The organism is Flavivirga eckloniae (assembly GCF_002886045.1).
GTDB classification, from domain to species: Bacteria; Bacteroidota; Bacteroidia; order Flavobacteriales; family Flavobacteriaceae; genus Flavivirga; species Flavivirga eckloniae.
Genome location: NZ_CP025791.1, coordinates 20,311 through 42,314 on the forward strand (window position 1 = coordinate 20,311; position 22,004 = coordinate 42,314).

The following is a 22,004-nucleotide window of genomic DNA, read 5'->3' on the forward strand; positions in this document are numbered from 1 at the left end:
GAGCGATAGTCGAAAGGCAGGAATTATAGGATGAAAAAAAAAGTACTCATAATAACTTATTATTGGCCGCCAGCAGGAGGTCCCGGAGTGCAACGTTGGTTGAAGTTTGTTAAGTATTTACCTAAATTCCAAATAGAACCTATTGTTTATATTCCAGAAAACCCTAATTATCCACTAGTTGATGAGAGTATGGTTTCTGAAATTCCAGAACATGCTACCTATTTAAAACAGCCTATAAAAGAACCTTATAAATTAGCCGGTATATTTTCGAAAAAATCATCGAAAACCATCAGCAAAGGGATTATTTCTGATACTAAAAAACAATCTCTCGTTGAAAAGCTATTGCTTTTTATACGAGGAAACTTTTTTATACCCGATGCGCGAATTGGTTGGGTAAAGCCTTCTGTAGCGTATCTTTATAAATATATTACTGAGAATAATATAGAAACCATAATCACCACAGGACCACCACATAGTTTGCACCTTATTGGTTTGCAGTTAAAGGAAAGGTTAGGAGTGAATTGGTTGGCAGATTTTAGAGACCCGTGGACAACTATTGGTTATCATAAACAGTTAAAGTTGACAAACGCTTCTAAAGAAAAACATAAAGCTTTAGAGAAACAGGTTTTAAATACTGCCGATCAAATTATTGTCACCAGTTTCACAACAAAAAAAGAGTTTCAGGAAATAACTAATCGCTCCATCGAAGTTATTACGAATGGTTACGATTATGAACCTGCTAGCGAATTTAAGCTAGATTCTAAGTTTTCTATAGCGCATATTGGCTCCTTGCTGTCTAAACGAAACCCGGAAGTTTTATGGCGCGTATTACGCGAGTTGTTAAAAGAACATGATGATTTTTCGAAAGATTTTCAACTTAATTTTGTTGGAGCCGTTAGTGATAATGTATTAGAATCTATTAATAGCAATGGATTAAGTGATTATATAAATAAGGTGGGATATGTTTCTCATAAAGAAGCAATTGAATTTCAGAAAAAATCGCAAGTATTACTACTTATTGAAATAGATTCTGAAGATACGAAATGTATTATACCCGGGAAGTTATTTGAGTACATGGTATCTAACCGTCCCATTATTGCCATAGGGCCTAAAGATTCTGATGTTGAAAAAATTATTAAAGAAACCAATACGGGAAACTACTTCTGTTATAATGATTATGAGTCGTTAAAAAGAACTATATTGGAATGCTATAAAGCGTTTCAAAGTAAAGGTTTACAATCGCATCCTATTGGCTTGCAAAAGTACAGTAGGGAAAAGTTGACTCAGCAGTTAACAGAGTTGATCAAGAAATAAAAGTATAAAAAACAAATTCCAATTTATTTTGATTTTGAGCGTTTATGGAATTTAATTATCAATATTTAAACAGTTAATGGGACTAGTTGCTTCACAATCTTTTAAAAACGTTATTTCAACATATTTAGGTTTTTTTGTCGGAGCGATTAATACATTATTTCTATATACTGAGTTTCTTAGTGACGAGTATTACGGTATGGTTGGGTATATGCTGTCTTTAGCCTATGTTATTATGCCTTTAATGTCCTTTGGTGCTCACAATACCCTGATTAAGTTTTATTCATCGTTTAAAACACGTGTGTCCTTAAATAGCTTTTTAACACTCATGCTGTTCTTGCCGTTTATCATCACGATTCCGTTGAGTTTTTTTAGTTATGTATGTTATGATACTATTGCAGATTTTTTATCTAAAGAAAATGACATTATTAGTGGTTATATATGGCATGTTATAGTTATAGCGCTTGCTTTGGCCTATTTTGAGGTGTTTTTTGCTTGGGCTAAGGTGCAAATGCAAACTGTGTTTGGAAATTTTATGAAAGAGGTTTTCCATCGAATAGGAACTATGGTGCTGTTGTTTTTATTGCATTTTAATGTAGTTGATGTTGAGCAGTTTATGATTGGATTGGTTTGTGTTTATGTTTTAAGAATGTTTGTTATGAACGCATATGCGTTTAGTGTTAAACTTCCAGTTATTACTTTTAAAAAGGTAAATGGGGTAAGTAGCATTTTTAAGTATTCATTTTTAATAATTATAGCTGGGTCTATTGCTACTATTTTTTTAGATGTGGATAAGGTTATGCTGGGCGCTTATATTAAAATTGAAGAAATAGCGTATTATAATGTAGCTGTTTTTATAGCTGCAGTAATTGCAGTGCCCCAAAAATCGATGAATCAAATACTATTGCCTTTATCTGCCAAGTATTTAAATGAAAAGGATTTTGATGCTTTGGAAGACTTGTACAAAAAGAGCTCGTTGAATTTATTTATTATTAGTGGGTTTATTTTTCTGCTTATAGTTTTAAATATTGATCAGTTATATTATATCATTCCAGAAGAATTTAATGGAGGACTGTTTGTTGTGTTTATAATTAGTGTTGGTAAACTATATGATGCTATTTTAGGGAGTAACAATGCTATTTTATTCAATAGCGATTATTATAGAGTAGTGCTCTATTTAGGAGTTGCCCTAGTTATATTAATGATTGTTTTAAATATGGTTTTCATCCCCTTGTTTGGTATAGATGGAGCAGCTTTGGCAACCTTTATAGCCATTTTTGTATACAACTCCATAAAACTGCTGTTCGTTTATAAGAAGTTTCAAATTCATCCTTTTACATCCAATGTGCTTAGAATAACGGGCTTAATAACTTTAAGTGTATTGCTTTTTTATTTTTGGGAATTCCCATTTCATCCTTTTGTAAATATTGCTTTAAAATCGGCTTTAATCACTGCATTGTATGTGTTTGTAGTTTATAGGTTTAAGTTTTCTGAGGATATTTCCGCACTTATTGAGCGCTATTTGAAGATTAAATAACGTGAACCCGAAGTAAATCAAAACAATGCTTTACAATGTCGACACCTACCTGTAGTCAGCTACGGTGTAACTACAAATATGGCTGTATATTAAATAATAATTCTACATAGATAGACACTAATTTCACGAATTATCACAAATTATTTACTAATAAATAATCTTTATTTACTTATTAGTAAATTAAAGTGCAGGAGTATAATAGAATTAAATTAGGGTTTGGATTGTAAAGATTGACTGAAAGTCTGATTCGTGATTATGAATAGTATATGATCATCCATTATATTGAGGTTAAATCCGTGCAAATTTGTGTAATTCGTGGCTTGATTAAAGAGATATGAGGACACCATAGCTGCTGACAGGTAGGCTCTTCAATAGCTACGCTATATACGTTCAAGTTAAATGTATTAAATGGTAAGGCCTTTAAAAAACGAAAAAACCATCAAAAGATAAATCCCTTGATGGTTTTAATTATTATTGAACTAGCTTAAATTATTCCATTTTAATCACAATAAATTGTGTACGTCTGTTTAATTGATGTTCTTCCTCTGTACAATTGGTATTGTCATCACAATCATTAATCAATTTTTGCTCACCATAACCTTTGTATTCAGTTATTCTGGCAGGATCTACACCTTTATCGATTAGATACTTGTATGTAGCTTTAGCTCTACCTAGAGAGAGTCTGTCGTTGTATCTTGATGAACCTCTGGAATCGGTATGCGATTCTATTTTTATTACCATATTCGGGTACGTGTTCATCATTAAATTAACTATTCTATCTAACTCGGCAGTACCATCGCTTCTAATATCGAACTTATTAAAGTCAAAATAAATAGGATAGAGCTCTGTAATTGGTAAAACTTTTTCAACTTGATTTAGGTGGAAGTTTTCTGTAATACTGGTAACCTTTTTTTCTACACCTTTAGAGGTTACATGTCTGGTATCGTCTATATAGTCTTCTTTTTTAATGTTTAATATATAGTCTGTATCTCTATCGATGTTTATATCGTAATTTCCGTCTTCATCAGTTTTCAGGAGGGCTATTTGTTTATTGTTGCCGTCTAGTAACGTAACTATAGCATTAGGTACTGGAGCATTTGTTTTAACATCTGTTATGGTACCTTCTATTTTTAATTGTGGCACTCTGTCGTAAGCATAAATATCGTCACCACCAACACCTCCATTTCTATTAGATGCGAAATACCCGGATAATCCATCGTCGTTCATAAAGAATGAAAAATCGTCTTTACTAGAGTTTACTGGAACACCAAGATTTAAAACACTAATAATGTTATTGGTTTTGTCTGAAACGGTTCCAAAGATGTCTAGCAAACCTAATCCCGGATGCCCATCTGAAGCAAAGAAAAGGACACCTTCACTGTTAACAAAAGGGAATCTCTCATTTTTATCTGTGTTAACCACATTACCTAAGTTTTGTGGTTTGCCATAAGAGCCATTGCTATTTACATCTACATAATAAATATCTGTTCCGCCAAAACCATCTGGCATATTGGATGCAAAATATAATTTCGTTTCGTCGCTATTCAAAGCCGGATGTCCGTTGGAATAATCATCGTTATTAAAAGGAAGTTCTTCAACATTAGTCCATTTGCCATCAATTAAGGATGCCTTATAGATTTTAAGGTTTGTCATGCCTTCTGCATCTTTCCCTAAAACATCTTTATTGTAATTGTTTCTAGAGAAATAAATGGTTTTACCATCCTTAGTTATGGTTATTGGTCCTTCGTGATACACGGAATTAATATCGCCTTTAAGTCTAGACTTATGATCTACAATACTGTCGTTAGCACTTTTATCGGTAACATAAATGTCTAAAAAGGGCTCTTCGTTCCAGCCATATATGTGTTTTTTAGTAACACCCTCGTTTCTTGATGAGGCAAAGTAAATTTTACCATCGTGCTCGTATGCTCCAAAATCACTATACTTTGAATTGAAGTTAACATCTGTTAAAAAGTATTGTTGTTTTGCATTGAAAATGGAATTAATAAAATCGGGATCTTTTGAAAGCCTTTCTTCATTTACTTCTCCTCCCGCTTTTTTAAAGCGTCTCATCCAAACACGAGATTCTTTATAGGCTTTTACACCCCTTAAGGCTTGTGCATAGTTGTAATAATATGCAATAGGCACATTAGGTTGTTCTACCGCCTTTTTATAATATACAACAGCACTGTCTGGGTTTCGTAAAAACGCATAACTGTCTGCTAATTGCCTGGTGGCATAATCGGCATTAAAATCTTTTTCTATAAGATTGTGATACACCTGAACAGCATTAACAAACGAAAATTTATTAAATAAGTTATCCGCTTTTTTTTGAGTGCCATATTGGGCTAGTGCCGAAAAGCTTAATAACAATATAATACTAGTTAATATATGATGTTTTGCTCTCATGGGGTCAATTAGTTTTAATTAAAAGACTATGCTAATTCGAGATAGTTTTTTAGTTATTTTATAAACGTATTGGGTTAGTTGTGGTGTTATTCCATTTTCACAACTATAAATTGAGTACGTCTGTTTAATTGATGTTGTTCCTCTTCACAGTCTTCACCATCTTCACATCCATTAGTTAACCTACGTTCTCCAAAACCTTGATGTTCTGTAATTCTTTCCGGTTTTATACCTTTGGAAATTAAGTAATCGTATGTTGAATTTGCTCTATCTATAGATAATCTATCATTGTATGTTAAGTCTCCTCTGGAATCGGTATGCGACTCTATTCTAATAATCATATCTGGATAGTCGTTTTGCATTAGGCTAACAATTTTATCCAGCTCTAAAGCAGCATCTTTTCTAATATCGTATTTGTTGAAATCGAAATAAATCGTGTTCAACTCAGCAAGTTTTATAACATTAGGTACCGGGTTCAATAGTAAATTGGCATTAATGGTAATGAGCTCGGTTTGAATGTTTTTTGAGGTAAAATGTCTGTAGTCGTCAATGTATTTGTCCTGACTCGCCACAATTTTATAATCTTCGTTTCTGTCGATATTTATTTGATAGTAACCGTTTTCATCTGTTTCCATATAGGCAATTTGGTTGCCGTTTTTGTCGAACAAAGTAATTATGGCATGTGCTACAGGATTCATATTAATGGCATCTGTTACAACACCTTCTACATGTAATACAGGTTTTCTGTGGTATGCGTAAATATCGTCGTCGCCACGTCCTCCTTTTCTGTTAGATGCAAAATACCCTGTTATACCATTTTCATTCATGGTAAACGAGAAATCATCTTTATTGGAGTTAACAGGAATTCCTAAGTTTATAACGTCGGCAATGCCACCGTCTTCTCCTTTAATGGTTCCAAAGATATCGTACAGTCCTAAACCAGGATGTCCGTCTGAAGAGAAGAATAAAACACCTTCATTGTTAATAAAGGGAAATCCTTCCGAGCTTTCTGTATTTACAATATTTCCAACATTTTGAGGTTCTCCTAAGGAGCCATCAGGATTGATGTCTACCTCATAAATATCTGAACCACCATATCCGCCAGGCCTATCTGATGCAAAGTATAATTTGGTTTCATCAACGTTTAAGGCGGCATGCTGTGTAGAAAAATCATCACTGTTTATGGATAAGTCTTCAATATTTGTCCATACGCTGTCCTGAAGGGTTGCTCTGTATATTTTCATGTTAGTTAACCCTTTTCTATCTTTTCTTTCACCAGCTTCCTTGGTAAAGTTATTGCTGGAAAAGTACATGGTATGCCCATTTTTTGTAATGGTTACCGGACCATCGTGATATATAGAGTTTACATCTCCTTTTATTTTTGCTGAATGATTTACATTTCTTCTGGTACCTACATCGGCTACATAAATATCCAGGAAAGGTTGTTCGTTCCAACCGTACAAACGTTTTATGGCAACACCTTCGTCTCTGGATGAAGCAAAATAGACTTTACCATTATGTTCGAAAGCTCCAAAGTCGCTGTATTTTGAATTGAATCGGATTTTATCTAAAAAGTATTGTTGTTTAGCACCAAAAACACTGGTGATAAAGTTGGCGTCTTTAGAAAAGTCGTTTGATTTTACAACACCTCCAGAATCTTTGTAACGCTGCAACCAAACTTGCGAGTCTTCATATTTTTTCATGCCTCGAAGCGATTGTGCGTATTTATAGTAATACTCTATAGGTACGTTTTTTTGCTTAACTACATTTTTATAAAATCTAGAGGCGTTTCTCGGGTCTCTTAAATAAGCATAACAGTCTGCTAACTGTCGTGTAGCATAATCTCTGTTGTAGTTATTTTGAATAAGCTCTCTGTAAACTTTAGCTGCTTTTACGAAAGAGAATTTATTGAATAATGTATCGGCTCTTTTTTGTTTTCCTTGTTGAGAAAAGGCTGAAAAGCTTAACATTAAAGCGATACAGACTAATATGTAGTTTTTATTTTTCATATAAAATCCAATTAGAAATATCTTGGTGATTTTAACTTAGAACTTAAGAACTTAAATTCGTATATAAGCAATATCTCATGCGTTCCAGTAGTATATCTGGCTATGTCTGAAATAGGCTTTTCGTAAGCATATCCTAAACGTAGTTGTCTTGAAACTTGAAAGTCTACAATACCACCTATGGCAGCGGCTTGCTCATTTATTCTATAGGATCCGCCTAACCAAAACTTTTCCCTGTATAAGAAATTAGCTGTAAGATCGAAAGATAGGGGAGCACCATTGGTCGCTTTTATTAAACCAGCAGGCTTAAATTTAAACGAGTTACTAATATCGAATACACCTCCTAATGTAAAGTAGTAGCTAATACGCTCTAAGGCTTTATAGTCTCCGTTTTTGTTTTCGTCTGTGCTAAGTATTCTTGGCGCAGATAATCCGGCATAGAATCTATTTGTATGATAGTAAACACCAGCACCGATGTTAGGCGCCCAGCGGTTTTCTGTGCCACTAAAAAATGGATCTTGACTTACAGTTGGATCGTTAATGAAATCCTGATCGAAACTATAGAGTGTAGCACCACCTTTTGCTCCAAATGCAAACTTCCCTGTTCTTCCCACTGGAATACTATATGAGAAATCTGCATATAGGTACGAATAGTTTTGTGGTCCCAGATCGTCTTCAATAAAAGATAACCCTAAGCCTATTCTATCGTTTCTTAGTGGTGTGTGTATTGAAAGTGTTTGGGTAATAGGTCCACCTTTAAAACCAACCCATTGGCTTCTGTGCAATCCAACAATGCTTAATGCTTCTCTACTTCCTGCATAAGCTGGATTTATTGAGATTGTATTGTACATATACTGGGTGAATTGCGGTAATTGTTGTGCAATTCCAACCGTACAGCTTAACAATGCAATAGCTATTATGTTATGTTTTATAAGTCTCATAGGTTATGTTTTATTTGGTTCCTAAGTAAACAGGTCCTGTAATAGGATTCAAGCCACTATTCAGTAATTTTATTATATAGTAATATGTTCCGTTAGGGACTTTTCCGGCAGATCCTATAGATCCGTTACCGGTAGTTCCATTCCAATCGTTTTGATAGTTACCGGATTCGTACACTAAAGCACCCCATCTGTTAAAGATTTGAACTTCATACTGGAATCCGCATAATTCAATTCCGGAAATTTCGAAATATTCATTATATGCATCACCATTCGGAGTTACAGCTTTCGATACGACTACATCATTTTCACCACAAGGTAATACCACACAATCGGCATGTACATTCATGGTAATTTCTGTAACACTAATACAACCTTGATCGGTAGTTGTGTATTTGAATTCATAATCTATTCCACCACTTTCTGGTAAGAAATCCAAGCTTAATTCAAGTCCGCTAGGATCGAATACGTTACCGTTTAGTATTGCGGCAGTATCGCCTTCTAACATTTCCCAAGTACCATTTTTATTAAGGTCTGCAGGTAATAAATCATTCATGTTTATAGCACCTTCGTCATAACACCAGTCTGGTGCAACTATTTCGGTAACTACTTCGTCTAGCGCTACATTAAGTGTTTGCGTATATATTGCTTCATTGTTGCATTCGTCTCTAACCGTCCACGTTCTAACAATTTCGTAATCTACAAAAGCATTTTCGTCAAATGAGTTTGTTTCGTTAAATACTACGATAATATTTGTTGAACAATTATCGGTAAAGCTTAATTCTGGTGCATCTGGTATATCTGTACAACTTACATCTAATGTTTCATCAAAAGTAGATGTAGGCACAGGTGCCGTTGTATCCTGTACAGTAATAATTTGTGTGTGTGTTGTTGTTAAACCACATTCGTCTGTAGCCGTCCAGGTACGTGCTATGAAATAATTATTAGGACAGTCTCCATCTGTTCTTGAATCTTGGACTGTAACTGTAGCATCGCCACAATTGTCTGTAGCTGTTAATGTTTCTGCCGTTGGTATGGCATCACATTCTACAGTTATAGCATCACTTGGAAGTGGTGTATCAAAAACTGGAGGTACTGTATCTTCAACGTTTATTATTTGCGTGTGTGTTGTTGTTAAGCCACATTCGTCTGTAGCTGTCCAAGTACGTGCAATTCTGTATGTGTTAGGACAACTACCATTTGTTCTTACATCGTTTACTGTAACTGTAGCGTCGCCACAGCTATCTGTAGCTGTTAATGTTTCTGCAACAGGAACAGCGTCACATTGTACAGTTTGAACCAATTCAGGTAGTGTACCTTCAAATTCTGGAGGCGTTATGTCTTGAACTGTTATTGTTTGAATATGGGTATTGGTTAAACCACAATCGTCTGTTGCAACCCATGTACGGGTAATGGTATAGTTGTTTGGACAGTTGCCATTTGTTCTCGCTTCGGTAAATTCAACGGTAGCATTCCCACAATTATCTGTAGCTGTTAATGTTACAGCTGCTGGCACTGTACTACATTCAACTGTTATGTCTTGCGGTAGTTGTTCAACAAAATCTGGAGCTATACTATCTGATGTTGAAATTTCTTGTTGCGCAGAGGCTACATTTCCACAAGCATCTGTTGCTGTCCAGGTTCTAACGATTTTAAACGTACCAGAACATGCGCCATCTTCTCTAACATCTACAAACGTTATGATAGGGTTAGGGTCGCAGTTATCTGTTGCTGTAGCATTACCAAATGCTAATGGTGTTAAATCATCACTACATTCTGCTGTTTGATTAGCAGGTAAGGTTAATACAGGTGGAGTAACGTCATCAATAATAATGTTTTGAGTGACGTTGGTTATATTGCCACACTCATCTGTAATACTATATGTTCTAGTAATGGTTTCTGCACAGGTATTGTTATCTGATACTTCAGAAACAAAAACAACGCTAAGATTGTCAGCAATCGTACAATTATCTGTTTCTCCAATAACCACATTAATATCTGGAGCTGGTACATCGTCTAAACATTCTACCGTAATATCAGCCGGATTAGACACTGTAGGAGGTGTCGTATCGTTTACGTTTATAGTCTGAGTCGCCGTAACGGAGTTGTTACATGCGTCGGTGATCGTATATGTTCTTGTCACGACAATCGGGCATGTCCCCGCAGCACTGTCGGAGTTTGTAACGGTAAGGTCAGCATCTGCGGTACAGTTGTCCCCGATAACAAGACCAAGCGCTTCAAGGGCGGCCACATCTGTTGCCGGAGCCGTAGCATCTGCAGAGGTACATCCCTCTACCGTAGACTCTGGAATAGAGCCGGTAGCTGTTGGATCCTGATCGTCGTTAACGATTATGTTCTGGGTCACAAATATCTGGTTGTCACAGATATCCGTAACGCTGTATGTTCTAGTAATGGTCTCGGGACACGTATTGCCGTCCGATGCGTCCGATACGAATGCCACAGCGGGCGTTCCCTGGTTGTCAGCCTCGTCGGTCACCACGTCCACGTTGGGAGCAGGCACGTCGTCGATACACTGTACGTTTATGTCCGCAGGGTTAGAAGCGGTAGGCATTATAGGGTCCGTAATAAGTATGGTCTGTGTCACTGTGATCGAGTTGCCGCACTGGTCTGTCACGCTATAAGTCCTTGTAATGGTCTCAGGACAGTTCCCGTTGTCGGATACGTCCGATACATGTGCCACCGTAGGCGGTACCGTGCAATTGTCCGCTTCGTCGATAACCACTGTTACATCCGGAGCCGGAACCGGTCCACCTGGTACTGATATCGTATCCGGGTTTGATGCCGTAGGGTCCGTCGTATCGTTTACGTTTATGGTCTGTGTTGCGGTAACGGAGTTGTTACACGCATCTGTGATGGTGTATGTTCTTGTTACGACAATCGGGCAAGTACCCGCAGCACTGTCGGAGTTTGTAACGGTAAGGTCAGCATCTGCGGTACAGTTGTCACCGATAACAAGTCCGAGCGCCTCAAGGGCGGCCACGTCCGTTGCAGGCGCGGTAGCATCTGCAGCGGTACATCCCTCTACCGTAGACTCTGGAATAGAGCCGGTAGCTGTTGGATCCTGATCGTCGTTCACGATTATGTTCTGGGTCACAAATATCTGGTTGTCACAGATATCCGTAACGCTGTATGTTCTTGTAATGGTCTCTGGACAGGTATTACCATCCGATGCGTCCGATACGAATGCCACAGCGGGCGTTCCCTGGTTGTCAGCCTCGTCGGTCACCACGTCCACGTTGGGAGCAGGCACGTCGTCGATGCACTGTACGTTTATGTCCGCAGGGTTAGAAGCCGTAGGCATTATAGGGTCGGTAATAAGTATGGTCTGTGTCACTGTGATCGAGTTGCCGCACTGGTCCGTCACACTATAGGTCCTTGTAATGGTCTCGGGACAGTTTCCGTTGTCGGATACGTCGGATACATGTGCCACCGTAGGCGGTACCGTGCAATTGTCCGCTTCGTCAATAACTACTGTTACATCTGGAGCAGGGACCGGTCCACCTGGTACGGATATCGTATCCGGGTTTGAGGCCGTAGGGTCCGTCGTATCGTTAACGTTTATGGTCTGTGTCGCGGTAACGGAGTTGTTACACGCGTCGGTGATGGTATATGTTCTTGTTACGACAATCGGGCATGTCCCCGCAGCACTGTCCGAGTTTGTAACGGTAAGGTCAGCATCGGCTGTACAGTTGTCACCGATAACAAGTCCGAGCGCCTCAAGGGCGGCCACGTCTGTTGCAGGTGCGGTAGCATCTGCAGCGGTACATCCCTCTACCGTAGACTCTGGAATAGAGCCGGTAGCTGTTGGATCCTGATCGTCGTTCACGATTATGTTCTGGGTCACAAATATCTGGTTGTCACAGATATCCGTAACGCTGTATGTTCTTGTAATGGTCTCTGGACAGGTATTACCATCCGATGCGTCCGATACGAATGCCACAGCGGGCGTTCCCTGGTTGTCAGCCTCGTCGGTCACCACGTCCACGTTGGGAGCAGGCACGTCGTCGATACACTGTACGTTTATGTCCGCAGGGTTAGAAGCGGTAGGCATTATAGGGTCCGTAATAAGTATGGTCTGTGTCACTGTGATCGAGTTACCGCACTGGTCCGTCACACTATAAGTCCTTGTAATGGTCTCAGGACAGTTCCCGTTGTCGGATACGTCCGATACATGTGCCACCGTAGGCGGTACCGTGCAATTGTCCGCTTCGTCGATAACCACTGTTACATCTGGAGCAGGGACCGGTCCACCTGGTACGGATATCGTATCCGGGTTTGAGGCCGTAGGGTCCGTCGTATCGTTTACGTTTATGGTCTGTGTCGCGGTAACGGAGTTGTTACACGCGTCTGTGATGGTATATGTTCTTGTTACGACAATCGGGCATGTCCCCGCAGCACTGTCCGAGTTTGTAACGGTAAGGTCAGCATCGGCTGTACAGTTGTCGCCGATAACAAGTCCGAGCGCCTCAAGGGCGGCCACGTCCGTTGCAGGTGCGGTAGCATCCGCAGCGGTACATCCCTCTACCGTAGACTCTGGAATAGAGCCGGTAGCTGTTGGATCCTGATCGTCGTTCACGATTATGTTCTGGGTCACAAATATCTGGTTGTCACAGATATCCGTAACGCTGTATGTTCTTGTAATGGTCTCTGGACAGGTATTACCATCCGATGCGTCCGATACGAATGCCACAGCGGGCGTTCCCTGGTTGTCAGCCTCGTCGGTCACCACGTCCACGTTGGGAGCAGGCACGTCGTCGATACACTGTACGTTTATGTCCGCAGGGTTAGAAGCGGTAGGCATTATAGGGTCCGTAATAAGTATGGTCTGTGTCACTGTGATCGAGTTGCCGCACTGGTCCGTCACACTATAGGTCCTTGTAATGGTCTCGGGACAGTTCCCGTTGTCGGATACGTCGGATACATGTGCCACCGTAGGCGGTACCGTGCAATTGTCCGCTTCGTCGATAACCACTGTTACATCTGGAGCCGGAACCGGTCCACCTGGTACGGTTATCGTATCCGGGTTTGATGCCGTAGGGTCTGTCGTATCGTTTACGTTTATGATCTGTGTTGCGGTAACGGAGTTGTTACACGCGTCGGTGATGGTATATGTTCTTGTCACGACAATCGGGCATGTCCCCGCAGCACTGTCCGAGTTTGTAACGGTAAGGTCAGCATCGGCGGTACAGTTGTCGCCGATAACAAGTCCGAGCGCCTCAAGGGCGGCCACGTCCGTTGCAGGCGCGGTAGCATCCGCAGCGGTACATCCCTCTATCGTGGATTCTGGAATAGAGCCAGTAGCTGTAGGGTTTTGTGTGTCGTCAATATTAATAGTTTGCGTAGCTGTAGTTTCGTTATCACACTCATCTGTAATGGTATAAGTTCTAGTTACTATAACTGGACATGTGCCGGTAGCACTATCAGAACTGGTTACCACAAGGTTAGCATCATCTGTACAATTATCGCCAATAGTAAGCCCTAAAGCTTCCAAAGCTGCTACTGTGCTAACAGGTGCTGTAGCGTCTGCCGCTGTACATCCTTCTATAGTAGATTCAGCTATATTTCCAGAAACAACAGGTGCTTCAGTATCGTCTACATTTATAGTTTGAGTTGCTGTAACAAAGTTGTCGCAAGCATCTGTAATGGTGTAAGTTCTAGTCACGATAATTGGGCAAGTTCCAGTTGCACTATCAGAACTTGTTACTACAAGGTCTGCATCAGCGGTACAATTGTCACCAATAGTAAGACCGAGAGCTTCTAAAGCAGCCACAGTATTAACTGGAGCTGTAGCATCGGTAGCCGTACAACCTTCTACTGTAGTTTCAGTAATTGAACCTGTAGCAGTTGGTACCTCGTCATCGTTAACTGTAATGGTTTGTGTAACATTTATGGAGTTACCACAATCGTCTGTTACGCTATATGTTCTTGTTATAACTTCCGGGCAAGTATTTCCATCGGATGCATCAGATACGTGAGCTACAACAGGAGCTATGCCTGAATTGTCAGCTTCATCTATAACAACCGTAATGTCCGGTGTTGGTACGTCGTCTATACATTGTACATTAATAGGTGCAGGATTACTTGCAGTAGGAGGTTCATTAACATAGTCTAAATATTCGATAGGAATTATACTTGGTCCTGGTATTGGGTCTCCTATACAAAGCCCCGAGGTTTCATATCCTTGAATTAAGTCTAAATTAAATGGTTGACCGGATGTTGCTCCAACACCACTAATGGTTCCATTAACAGCTACATTTGGATCGAAACCAGGGTCTGTTAAAATAGAACAATTTGTAGTTACTGTTAATGAAAAACTTAAATCTGCAAGAACAGTATCTGGATCTGTAGGCACTGGTAGGGTACCTATGTTCCATACTATGGCACCATTTGCACCTATATTCGGATCGAAAGATGGAACATTTGGATTTGTAATTGGTGTTAACGGTGGGTATATGTTATAATTTATATTTAAATTATTCTGATTTACAGATTCTGGAAGGGGTATTGTAATAGTTGTATTATTAGTAGCCTCGGTTCCTGTATTCTTTATTTCAATAGCATAGGCCGCATTATCGTCTGGCTCTAATGATCCATTGGTATTACTTGGCGGGTTACCATTTATTGAGGTATTTGCTAAGATTCCTTCTGGTTCTGGTACATAGGCATCAACCGCAAAGGTTACATTAAAGATAATGTAAGTATCTAATGTAGAACCGTATCTAAATCGTGTAAATGTTTTATTGTTTGGAATTATAGTATTTCCTGTATTATCTATATTAAACATGGCAATATCTAACCCCGTGTTATTTAGTAAATTAGGGTTTCTCGCATTACCACCGGTAACAATAGAAGAATTGAAAAAGTTATTTGTACTATTATTGGTATGTGATAGTAATTGATAACTGTTGTTATTTAAAGTTGCCAGGTTATTAGGGTCGTCATCACCATCAGGAATTATTATTTCAAAAGTATCACCAGTCCAAGGCACATCACCTTCACCAGCCATTAATCCTAATTTAAGGTTAACATCTCCACTTTGTACGGCATTAAACCCGTTCACGTCTATAGTAAAATCGGCAACACCATTTGTTACGTATGCATGTCCGTCAAAAACAGTGATATCTCTCCAATTCATTTTAGAATTTTCGTAAACAACAACCATACCCCAACCTCCGTAGAAACCGGTTCCATCGGCGTTACCTTCTCTTGTTGCTACATCTGCAACAAAGTATTCACCAATACCATTGTTTACTACATAGTCAGTAACTTCTGTATAGGCAGAATACATATTACCATCTGTTCCGGACGGATAATAGATATTGGTAGGACTGGCTGTGATTTCAGTATAGCCAGCAGAAGAAGGCCCTTTTATTAATACTTTTCTTTTATCTAGGGTTTTTGTGATACCATTTTTTGTAACCTCAAATGTGTCAGAATCTGATTCTCCATCACCAAAGGCTCTACCTGTCCAGTATAATCCGGCAAAAATAATATTTGAACATTCTGGAATGGCACCATTTTCTGTTGAAAAGGTTACTGTTGCAGAAGATGAGTTAAACGTGTCGTTTCCTGGTACTGCTGTACCATCCACATCGACATATCTTACATCTTCAAAATTAGAACCTCCATCGGAATAGTCTACCATAGTAATGTTTGTATTACCTACCATGGTAAAATCTCCTTTAACGTTATACATTGTTGATGAAGGAGGAATGGTTGACGTTCTTGGTGTGAACTCAACTCTAACCTGACCATAACTACTAAAAACTGTAGATGCAAGTAAAATAGCCATAGCCAAAACCTTTTGGTTTTTGGATGATAAAGCTTTAATTGTAGTGTATAGTTTTTTCATTTCTTATTCTTTTAATTGCCTGTATACTATTATGATGGTCTCACTGATGTATAAAAAATTCTTATGCTATCATTTGGATTCTTTACAAATCTTTCGATCTGACTTGCGGTACAACTAAATAGACATTTTATATAGATGTATTGCAATTGTGGAAATCCTTGGGTGTTCGATAGGTCTAAAGGCGTGTTTAAATCACTTTCGTTTTTTAGTGTAATTGTGATTAGTTTAACACCATTATAGTTAGAATTCTGTTGGTTAAGTAAACTAAAACCGTTCGTACCTTTTAAAGAGATTCTAACTGGGGCACCTTCTCCATACTTATTTTTCAATGTGTTGTTTTCAAAATAATGCGTAGGGTGAAGTTTTTTAGAAAGATTATAAAAATCGTTTCTATTATTCGATTTTTGAACTATTTGGTTATTTACTAATTCATAAATACCGTGTTCTTGTGCCAGGGTATTATTTGAATATAATAGGGCTGACAAGCAAAATAGTAAGGTACAAAACGTTATGATTGATTTATTTTTCATGATTTAGTAAATTATTTTATTTAAAGACTATATATAATAAAACACCTATATGTTAAATTAGTCACACTTAGGTATCAATGTTAATTATTAAAAAAACCGATAAAAAAGTTTTTGAGGGAAAAAACTGTGAGGGATAAACATTGTTTAACAATGCTGGATTAGTGTATGGTATCGGGTTCAGGTTCATTACTTTATAACTTTAAGTAGGTACTACAAAAAAACGCATATACAGTTATCCCTTCAAAAATATATGCTAAATCACTTATAAATTCGATTAAAAGCTTTTGAAAAACCATTAGTCGTTAATTATAAGGTTTTCATCGGTTTGCACTGTATTCGTTTGTTTATAATGGTTTGTTCTTTAATTTTTTTATGGTTAGTAATATCTTTTGTTCTATTATTTTTAGTTAATTTTATGTGCAAATAAATTGAATTTTATCGATAAAATTAATCGTTTTGTCGGTAAAATAATACATTTAATCGATTTTTTATGAAAAAGCTTATTTTGGTAAGACATGCCAAATCTTCTTGGAAGCATAACGTGATAGATCATGAACGACCTCTTAATGATAGGGGGTTTAAGGATGCTAACTTAGTTTCTAACCATTTAAAGGAAAATGACTTAGGTGTTGATTTAGTACTGTCTAGCGATGCTATGCGTGCGAAAACAACGGCTAATATTTTTATTTCCAACCTTGGTATCGATACGGGTATAGCTCATCTAAATCATGAATTATATGATTTTTCGGGGTCGAATCTTATAGCGGTTATTAAGGCCTGCGACAATGCTGTTAATACACTTATGCTTTTTGGGCATAATCATGCTATTACGGCTTTTGTAAATACTTATGGGGATCGTTATGTAGATAATGTTCCTACCAGTGGCGCTGTTTTTATAGAGTTTGATATGGATGCCTGGAAGAACTTAGATAAAGGAAAGACCGTAAAAATACTATTTCCTAGAGATTTAAAGTAATGCTGTAAACTACAAGGGGATATCGTTGTAACCGAAATGGATGCTTTGTGCACTTTTTGTTACGTTTTAATCTGTCTTAATAAGGGAAATTCTTTGTGTTTATTGTTTACGTGTAAGTGCATGCTTTCGCAAAGCGTTACTAAATTATTATGTGGGGTTTAATCTTCTTTTTCATGCTAGTTTTAGTGGTTGTATTACGCTTAAATAGAATATATTTGTGTGTCTATTCTAAATTAGAAATTATCCAATGACCAAACCTGAATTACAAAACAATAGTTATATAAACAGAGAGATAAGTTGGCTGCAATTTAACGCACGAGTTTTACAAGAGGCATCAGATGAAAATGTGCCATTGATAGAGCGTTTGCGGTTTCTGGGAATTTTTTCCAATAACTTAGATGAATTTTTTAAGGTAAGATATGCTACGGTAAAGCGTATTGTAGATGCTGGAAAGGGTGGGAAAAATGCCTTGGGTGGTATTAGGGCTAAAGAGCTGTTGGAAATTATTACTCAAATTGTGATAGAGCAGCAAAGTAAGAGTTTAGAGATATTAAATACGATTCATCAAAGGTTAGAGGAGGAGGATATACATATTATTGATGAAAATCAAATTGATGATGCACAACATGATTATATTAAAAAGTATTTTATAACAAAGGTTAGCCCTGCTTTGGTTACCATTATTTTAAATGATTCTGTAGAGCTTCCTAATTTAAAGGATAGTGGTGCTTATTTGGCAGTTAGAATGGTTATGGCTGATGGTGAAAAACAGTTTGCATTAATTGAAATACCTAAATCTGTTAATCGATTTGTTGTATTACCTAAGGAAGGGGAAAAGAATTATATTATAATGATAGACGATTTGCTTCGTCATTGTTTAAGTGATATTTTCAATATTTTCGATTATAAGAGCATTTCTGCTCACATGGTAAAAATTACACGTGATGGTGAGCTGGATTTTGAAAGTGATTTAAGTAAGAGTTTTATTGAAAAGATCTCAGATAGTGTTAAGCATAGAAAAATTGGTGATCCTGTTCGTTTTGTATATGATAAAACGATAGATAAGGAAACATTGGAGTATTTAATGAGCAAAATGGGTATTGACGATACGGATAGTATCATTCCTGGGGGACGTTATCACAATAGAAGGGATTATATGGGCTTCCCGAGTTTGGGTAGAAATGACCTTTTGTACAGAAAGATTGAGGCTTTACCTGTTAAAGGACTTACTTTAGAGGCTAGTATTTTTGAGGCAATTGAGAAAAAGGATTATTTGCTTCAGGCGCCTTACCAAACTTTTTCTTATGTGGTTAAGTTCTTAAGGGAGGCCGCCTTAGATCCGAATGTAAAAACGATAAAGATTACTATTTATCGTTTGGCTCAAATATCCCATATAGCAAGTTCGCTTATAAATGCTGCTATTAATGGTAAATCGGTTACTGTATCTATAGAGTTGCGGGCTAGATTTGATGAGCAGGCTAATATAGATTATGCGCAACAGATGGAGGACGAGGGTATTAATCTGGTTTTTGGTGTGGCAGGTTTAAAAGTGCATAGTAAAATGTGTGTTATTGAACGTGAGGAAGGAAAGAAACTAAAACGCTATGGGTTTATTAGCACGGGTAACTTTAACGAATCTACGGCAAAAATTTATACGGATTTTACTTTGTTTACTTCTAACCAGCGTATTTTAAAGGATGTAAACAAGATTTTTAATTTCTTTGAGACCAATTACAAGATTTTCACGTACAAACATTTAATAACATCTCCACATTATACCCAAAAAGCAGTTTATAAATTAATTGATGCGGAAATAGAAAAGGCTAGAAATGGTAATTTGGGTTATATAAGGTTAAAAATGAACAGTATTTCCAGCTATAAAATGATTGACAAGCTTTATGAAGCTAGTAGGGCTGGAGTGAAAATTCAAATGATAGTAAGGGGAATTTGCTGTTTAATACCCGGCGTGGAAGGGATGAGTGAAAATATAGAGGTTATTAGTATTGTAGATAAATTTTTAGAACACTCGAGAATCTATATATTTGGGGAAGATGATGAAGCCAAGATTTATATTTCTTCGGCAGATTGGATGACAAGAAATATAGATAACAGGGTAGAGGTTAGTTGCCCTATTTATAACGACGATATTAAACAAGAAATCATAGATACATTTAATATTAGCTGGAACGATAATGTTAAGGCTAGAGTGTTAAATGAATCGCAAGACAATAATTACAGAATAAATAATAAGGAAAAAGTAAGGTCTCAATTTGCTACATATGATTATTATTTAAAAAAGTTAGAAAGTTAATTTATGCTTACAATAAAAAAATATGCAGCTATAGATATTGGGTCTAATGCTGTAAGATTACTTATTTCAAATATTATAGAACAGAAGGGGAGACCTGTACAATTCAAAAAAAATTCATTGGTTCGTGTGCCTATTCGTTTAGGGGCCGATGTGTTTGTAGAAGATAAGATTTCTGAAGAGAATAAAGAGCGCATTGTGGATACTATGACGGCGTTTAAATTGTTAATGAAGTCTCATAAGGTGGTGAAATATAAGGCGTGTGCTACATCGGCTATGAGGGAATCTAAAAATGGCAAACAGGTAGTTGATTTAGTTTTAAAAGAGGCCGGAATAAGTATCGATATTATTGAAGGAAAAGAAGAAGCTGCAATAATAGCTGCGACCGATTTGCATAAGTATATAGATGACAATAAGACGTATTTATATGTCGATGTTGGGGGTGGTAGTACTGAATTTACTGTCATTGATAGAGGCGTACAGGTAGCTTCAAAATCTTTTAAAATAGGTACGGTTAGGTTGCTTAACGATATCGTTAAAAAGGAATCTTGGATAGATTTGGAGTCCTGGATATGGAAGCATGCGAGGCATTATCATAAAATTGAAGTTATAGGCTCTGGAGGAAACATTAATAAAATATTTAAAATATCTGGCAAGGCCCTCGGGAAACCGCTTTCGTATTTTTATTTAACCAGCTATTATAACAAACTTCAGAGTTATTCTTATGAGGAACGTATTACTGAGTTGGGTTTAAATCAAGATAGGGCCGATGTTATTATTCCTGCTATGCGGATCTATCTTTCTTCAATGAAATGGAGCGGCGCGAAGAATATTTATGTGCCAAAAATAGGTTTAGCAGACGGTATTATTAAAAGTATCTATTACGATACTGTTTCTAGCAATACACAGTAAAATTGTGCACTTTACCTTTTATACTTGTCGTTTTTTAATTTTATAATATATATTCGTACCTGTATAATTGCTTAAAATTATATCCCAAACTAAATGTTATTATGAAAAAAATATTACTATTAGCAATCTTATTTAGTTTTTCTTTTTACGGCTTTTCGCAAGACGTAAAGTACGGAATAAGAGGCGGTTTAAATATTTCAAATTTAGATTTCGATACTAACCTAGGTGTTGAAAATAAACATAGAAACAGTTTTTATATTGGTGCTTTTGCAAATATTGGTTTATCTAAAACCATTGCTTTAGTACCAGAGTTGCAGTTTTCTGCCGAAGGTGGAAATGAAGAGACTTTACACTTGGATTATATTCAGGCACCTGTGTTATTAAAATTTAGATTAAGTGAAAAGATTTATTTAGGAGCTGGTCCACAAGTGGGGATTAAAGTACACAAAGAAGATGATCGTGCAAGGAACTTCGCTTATTCTGGTGTTATTGGTTTAGAATATAAAATTAACTATGCCATCTTTGCAGATGTAAGGTATACTAGAGGCTTATCGAACGTGTTTGATGATGATGTACTAGTTGAAGCTAAAAATTCGAATATACAAATTGGTGTGGGTTATAAGTTTTAACCGTGCACAGTTTCCTTTTTTCCTAAGTTAGACATAATCTCTGCTTCATATTCAAGAAGTTGTTGCCATTTGGTATCGACCTCTTTTTTATCTCCATATTTGCGGGCAAAACCCAAAAACATGGTGTAGTGGTTGGCTTCGCTAACCATTAGGTTTCTGTAAAATGTGGCTAGTTCTTTGTCTTTAAGTTCTTCGGAAAGTAATCTAAAGCGTTCGCAGCTTCGTGCTTCAATTAATGCAGCATAAAGCAGACGGTGTACTAATTGCGTGGTTCTACTACCACCTTTTGGAAAGAATTTTACAAGTTGTATGACATAGTCGTCTTTCCTGTCGCGTCCAAGAACCCAACCGCGTTCAATTATTTTATCATGTACCATTTTAAAATGGCTCATTTCTTCTTTTACCAAGGCTGTCATTTCCTGTACCAATTCGGTATACTCAGGAAAGCTTACAATTAATGAAATAGCTGTACTGGTTGCTTTTTGTTCGCAAAAAGCATGATCGGTAAGTATTTCTTCAATGTTTTTTTCTACAATATTAACCCAACGTGGATCTGTTGGAAGTTTTAGTCCTAGCAT

12 protein-coding genes are annotated in these 22,004 nt (G+C 37.3%); 6 read left to right on the forward strand and 6 right to left on the reverse strand.

Annotated features, from left to right (window positions below; translation table 11 throughout):
* Positions 1–30: 30 nt before the first annotated feature.
* Together C1H87_RS00085 and C1H87_RS00090 are read left to right on the forward strand one after the other, a co-directional pair.
* Complete coding sequence (locus C1H87_RS00085) at positions 31–1,314, forward strand: glycosyltransferase family 4 protein (RefSeq protein ID WP_102753860.1); 1,284 nt, start codon at positions 31–33, stop codon at positions 1,312–1,314.
* A gap of 76 nt (positions 1,315–1,390) precedes the next feature.
* Positions 1,391–2,848, forward strand: a complete 1,458-nt coding sequence (locus tag C1H87_RS00090; protein ID WP_102753861.1) for a lipopolysaccharide biosynthesis protein — start codon at positions 1,391–1,393, stop codon at positions 2,846–2,848.
* Positions 2,849–3,337: 489 nt separating this feature from the next.
* On the opposite strand, the gene C1H87_RS00095 is transcribed toward C1H87_RS00090, so the two are convergent.
* From C1H87_RS00095 to C1H87_RS00115, 5 genes are all read right to left on the reverse strand, one after another.
* Positions 3,338–5,257, reverse strand: coding sequence for an OmpA family protein (locus tag C1H87_RS00095; protein WP_102753862.1), 1,920 nt, complete (start codon positions 5,255–5,257; stop codon positions 3,338–3,340).
* Positions 5,258–5,343: 86 nt separating this feature from the next.
* Positions 5,344–7,263: an OmpA family protein gene (locus C1H87_RS00100; protein ID WP_233783270.1), complete on the reverse strand. Its 1,920-nt coding sequence runs from the start codon at positions 7,261–7,263 to the stop codon at positions 5,344–5,346.
* Between the two features lie 11 nt (positions 7,264–7,274).
* Complete coding sequence (locus C1H87_RS00105; protein ID WP_102753863.1) at positions 7,275–8,201, reverse strand: PorP/SprF family type IX secretion system membrane protein; 927 nt, start codon at positions 8,199–8,201, stop codon at positions 7,275–7,277.
* Between the two features lie 10 nt (positions 8,202–8,211).
* On the reverse strand, positions 8,212–16,071 hold the full coding sequence (locus C1H87_RS00110; protein ID WP_102753864.1) for a gliding motility-associated C-terminal domain-containing protein: 7,860 nt from the start codon (positions 16,069–16,071) through the stop codon (positions 8,212–8,214).
* Positions 16,072–16,100: 29 nt separating this feature from the next.
* Positions 16,101–16,601 (reverse strand): hypothetical protein, encoded by a 501-nt coding sequence (locus C1H87_RS00115; protein ID WP_158655068.1) that lies wholly within the window; start codon positions 16,599–16,601, stop codon positions 16,101–16,103.
* A gap of 490 nt (positions 16,602–17,091) precedes the next feature.
* On the opposite strand from C1H87_RS00115, the gene C1H87_RS00120 reads away from it, so the two are divergent.
* The 4 genes from C1H87_RS00120 (at position 17,092) to C1H87_RS00135 (ending at position 21,426) form a co-directional block, all read left to right on the forward strand.
* Positions 17,092–17,577 carry a SixA phosphatase family protein gene (locus tag C1H87_RS00120; RefSeq protein WP_102753866.1) on the forward strand — a complete coding sequence of 162 codons (486 nt, stop codon included), beginning with the start codon at positions 17,092–17,094 and terminating at the stop codon, positions 17,575–17,577.
* 247 nt (positions 17,578–17,824) lie between these two features.
* Positions 17,825–19,888, forward strand: a complete 2,064-nt coding sequence (gene ppk1 / locus C1H87_RS00125) for a polyphosphate kinase 1 (RefSeq protein WP_102753867.1) — start codon at positions 17,825–17,827, stop codon at positions 19,886–19,888.
* Between the two features lie 3 nt (positions 19,889–19,891).
* Entirely contained in the window at positions 19,892–20,797 is a 906-nt protein-coding gene (locus C1H87_RS00130) for a Ppx/GppA phosphatase family protein (RefSeq protein ID WP_102753868.1), read from the forward strand.
* A gap of 101 nt (positions 20,798–20,898) precedes the next feature.
* The gene (locus C1H87_RS00135; RefSeq protein WP_102753869.1) at positions 20,899–21,426 is read left to right on the forward strand and encodes a porin family protein; all 528 of its coding nucleotides are present in this window, start codon (positions 20,899–20,901) and stop codon (positions 21,424–21,426) included.
* Here C1H87_RS00135 and miaE read toward each other — a convergent pair.
* Positions 21,423–22,004, reverse strand: a complete 582-nt coding sequence (gene miaE / locus C1H87_RS00140) for a tRNA-(ms[2]io[6]A)-hydroxylase (RefSeq protein ID WP_102753870.1) — start codon at positions 22,002–22,004, stop codon at positions 21,423–21,425. The genes C1H87_RS00135 and miaE overlap by 4 nt on opposite strands.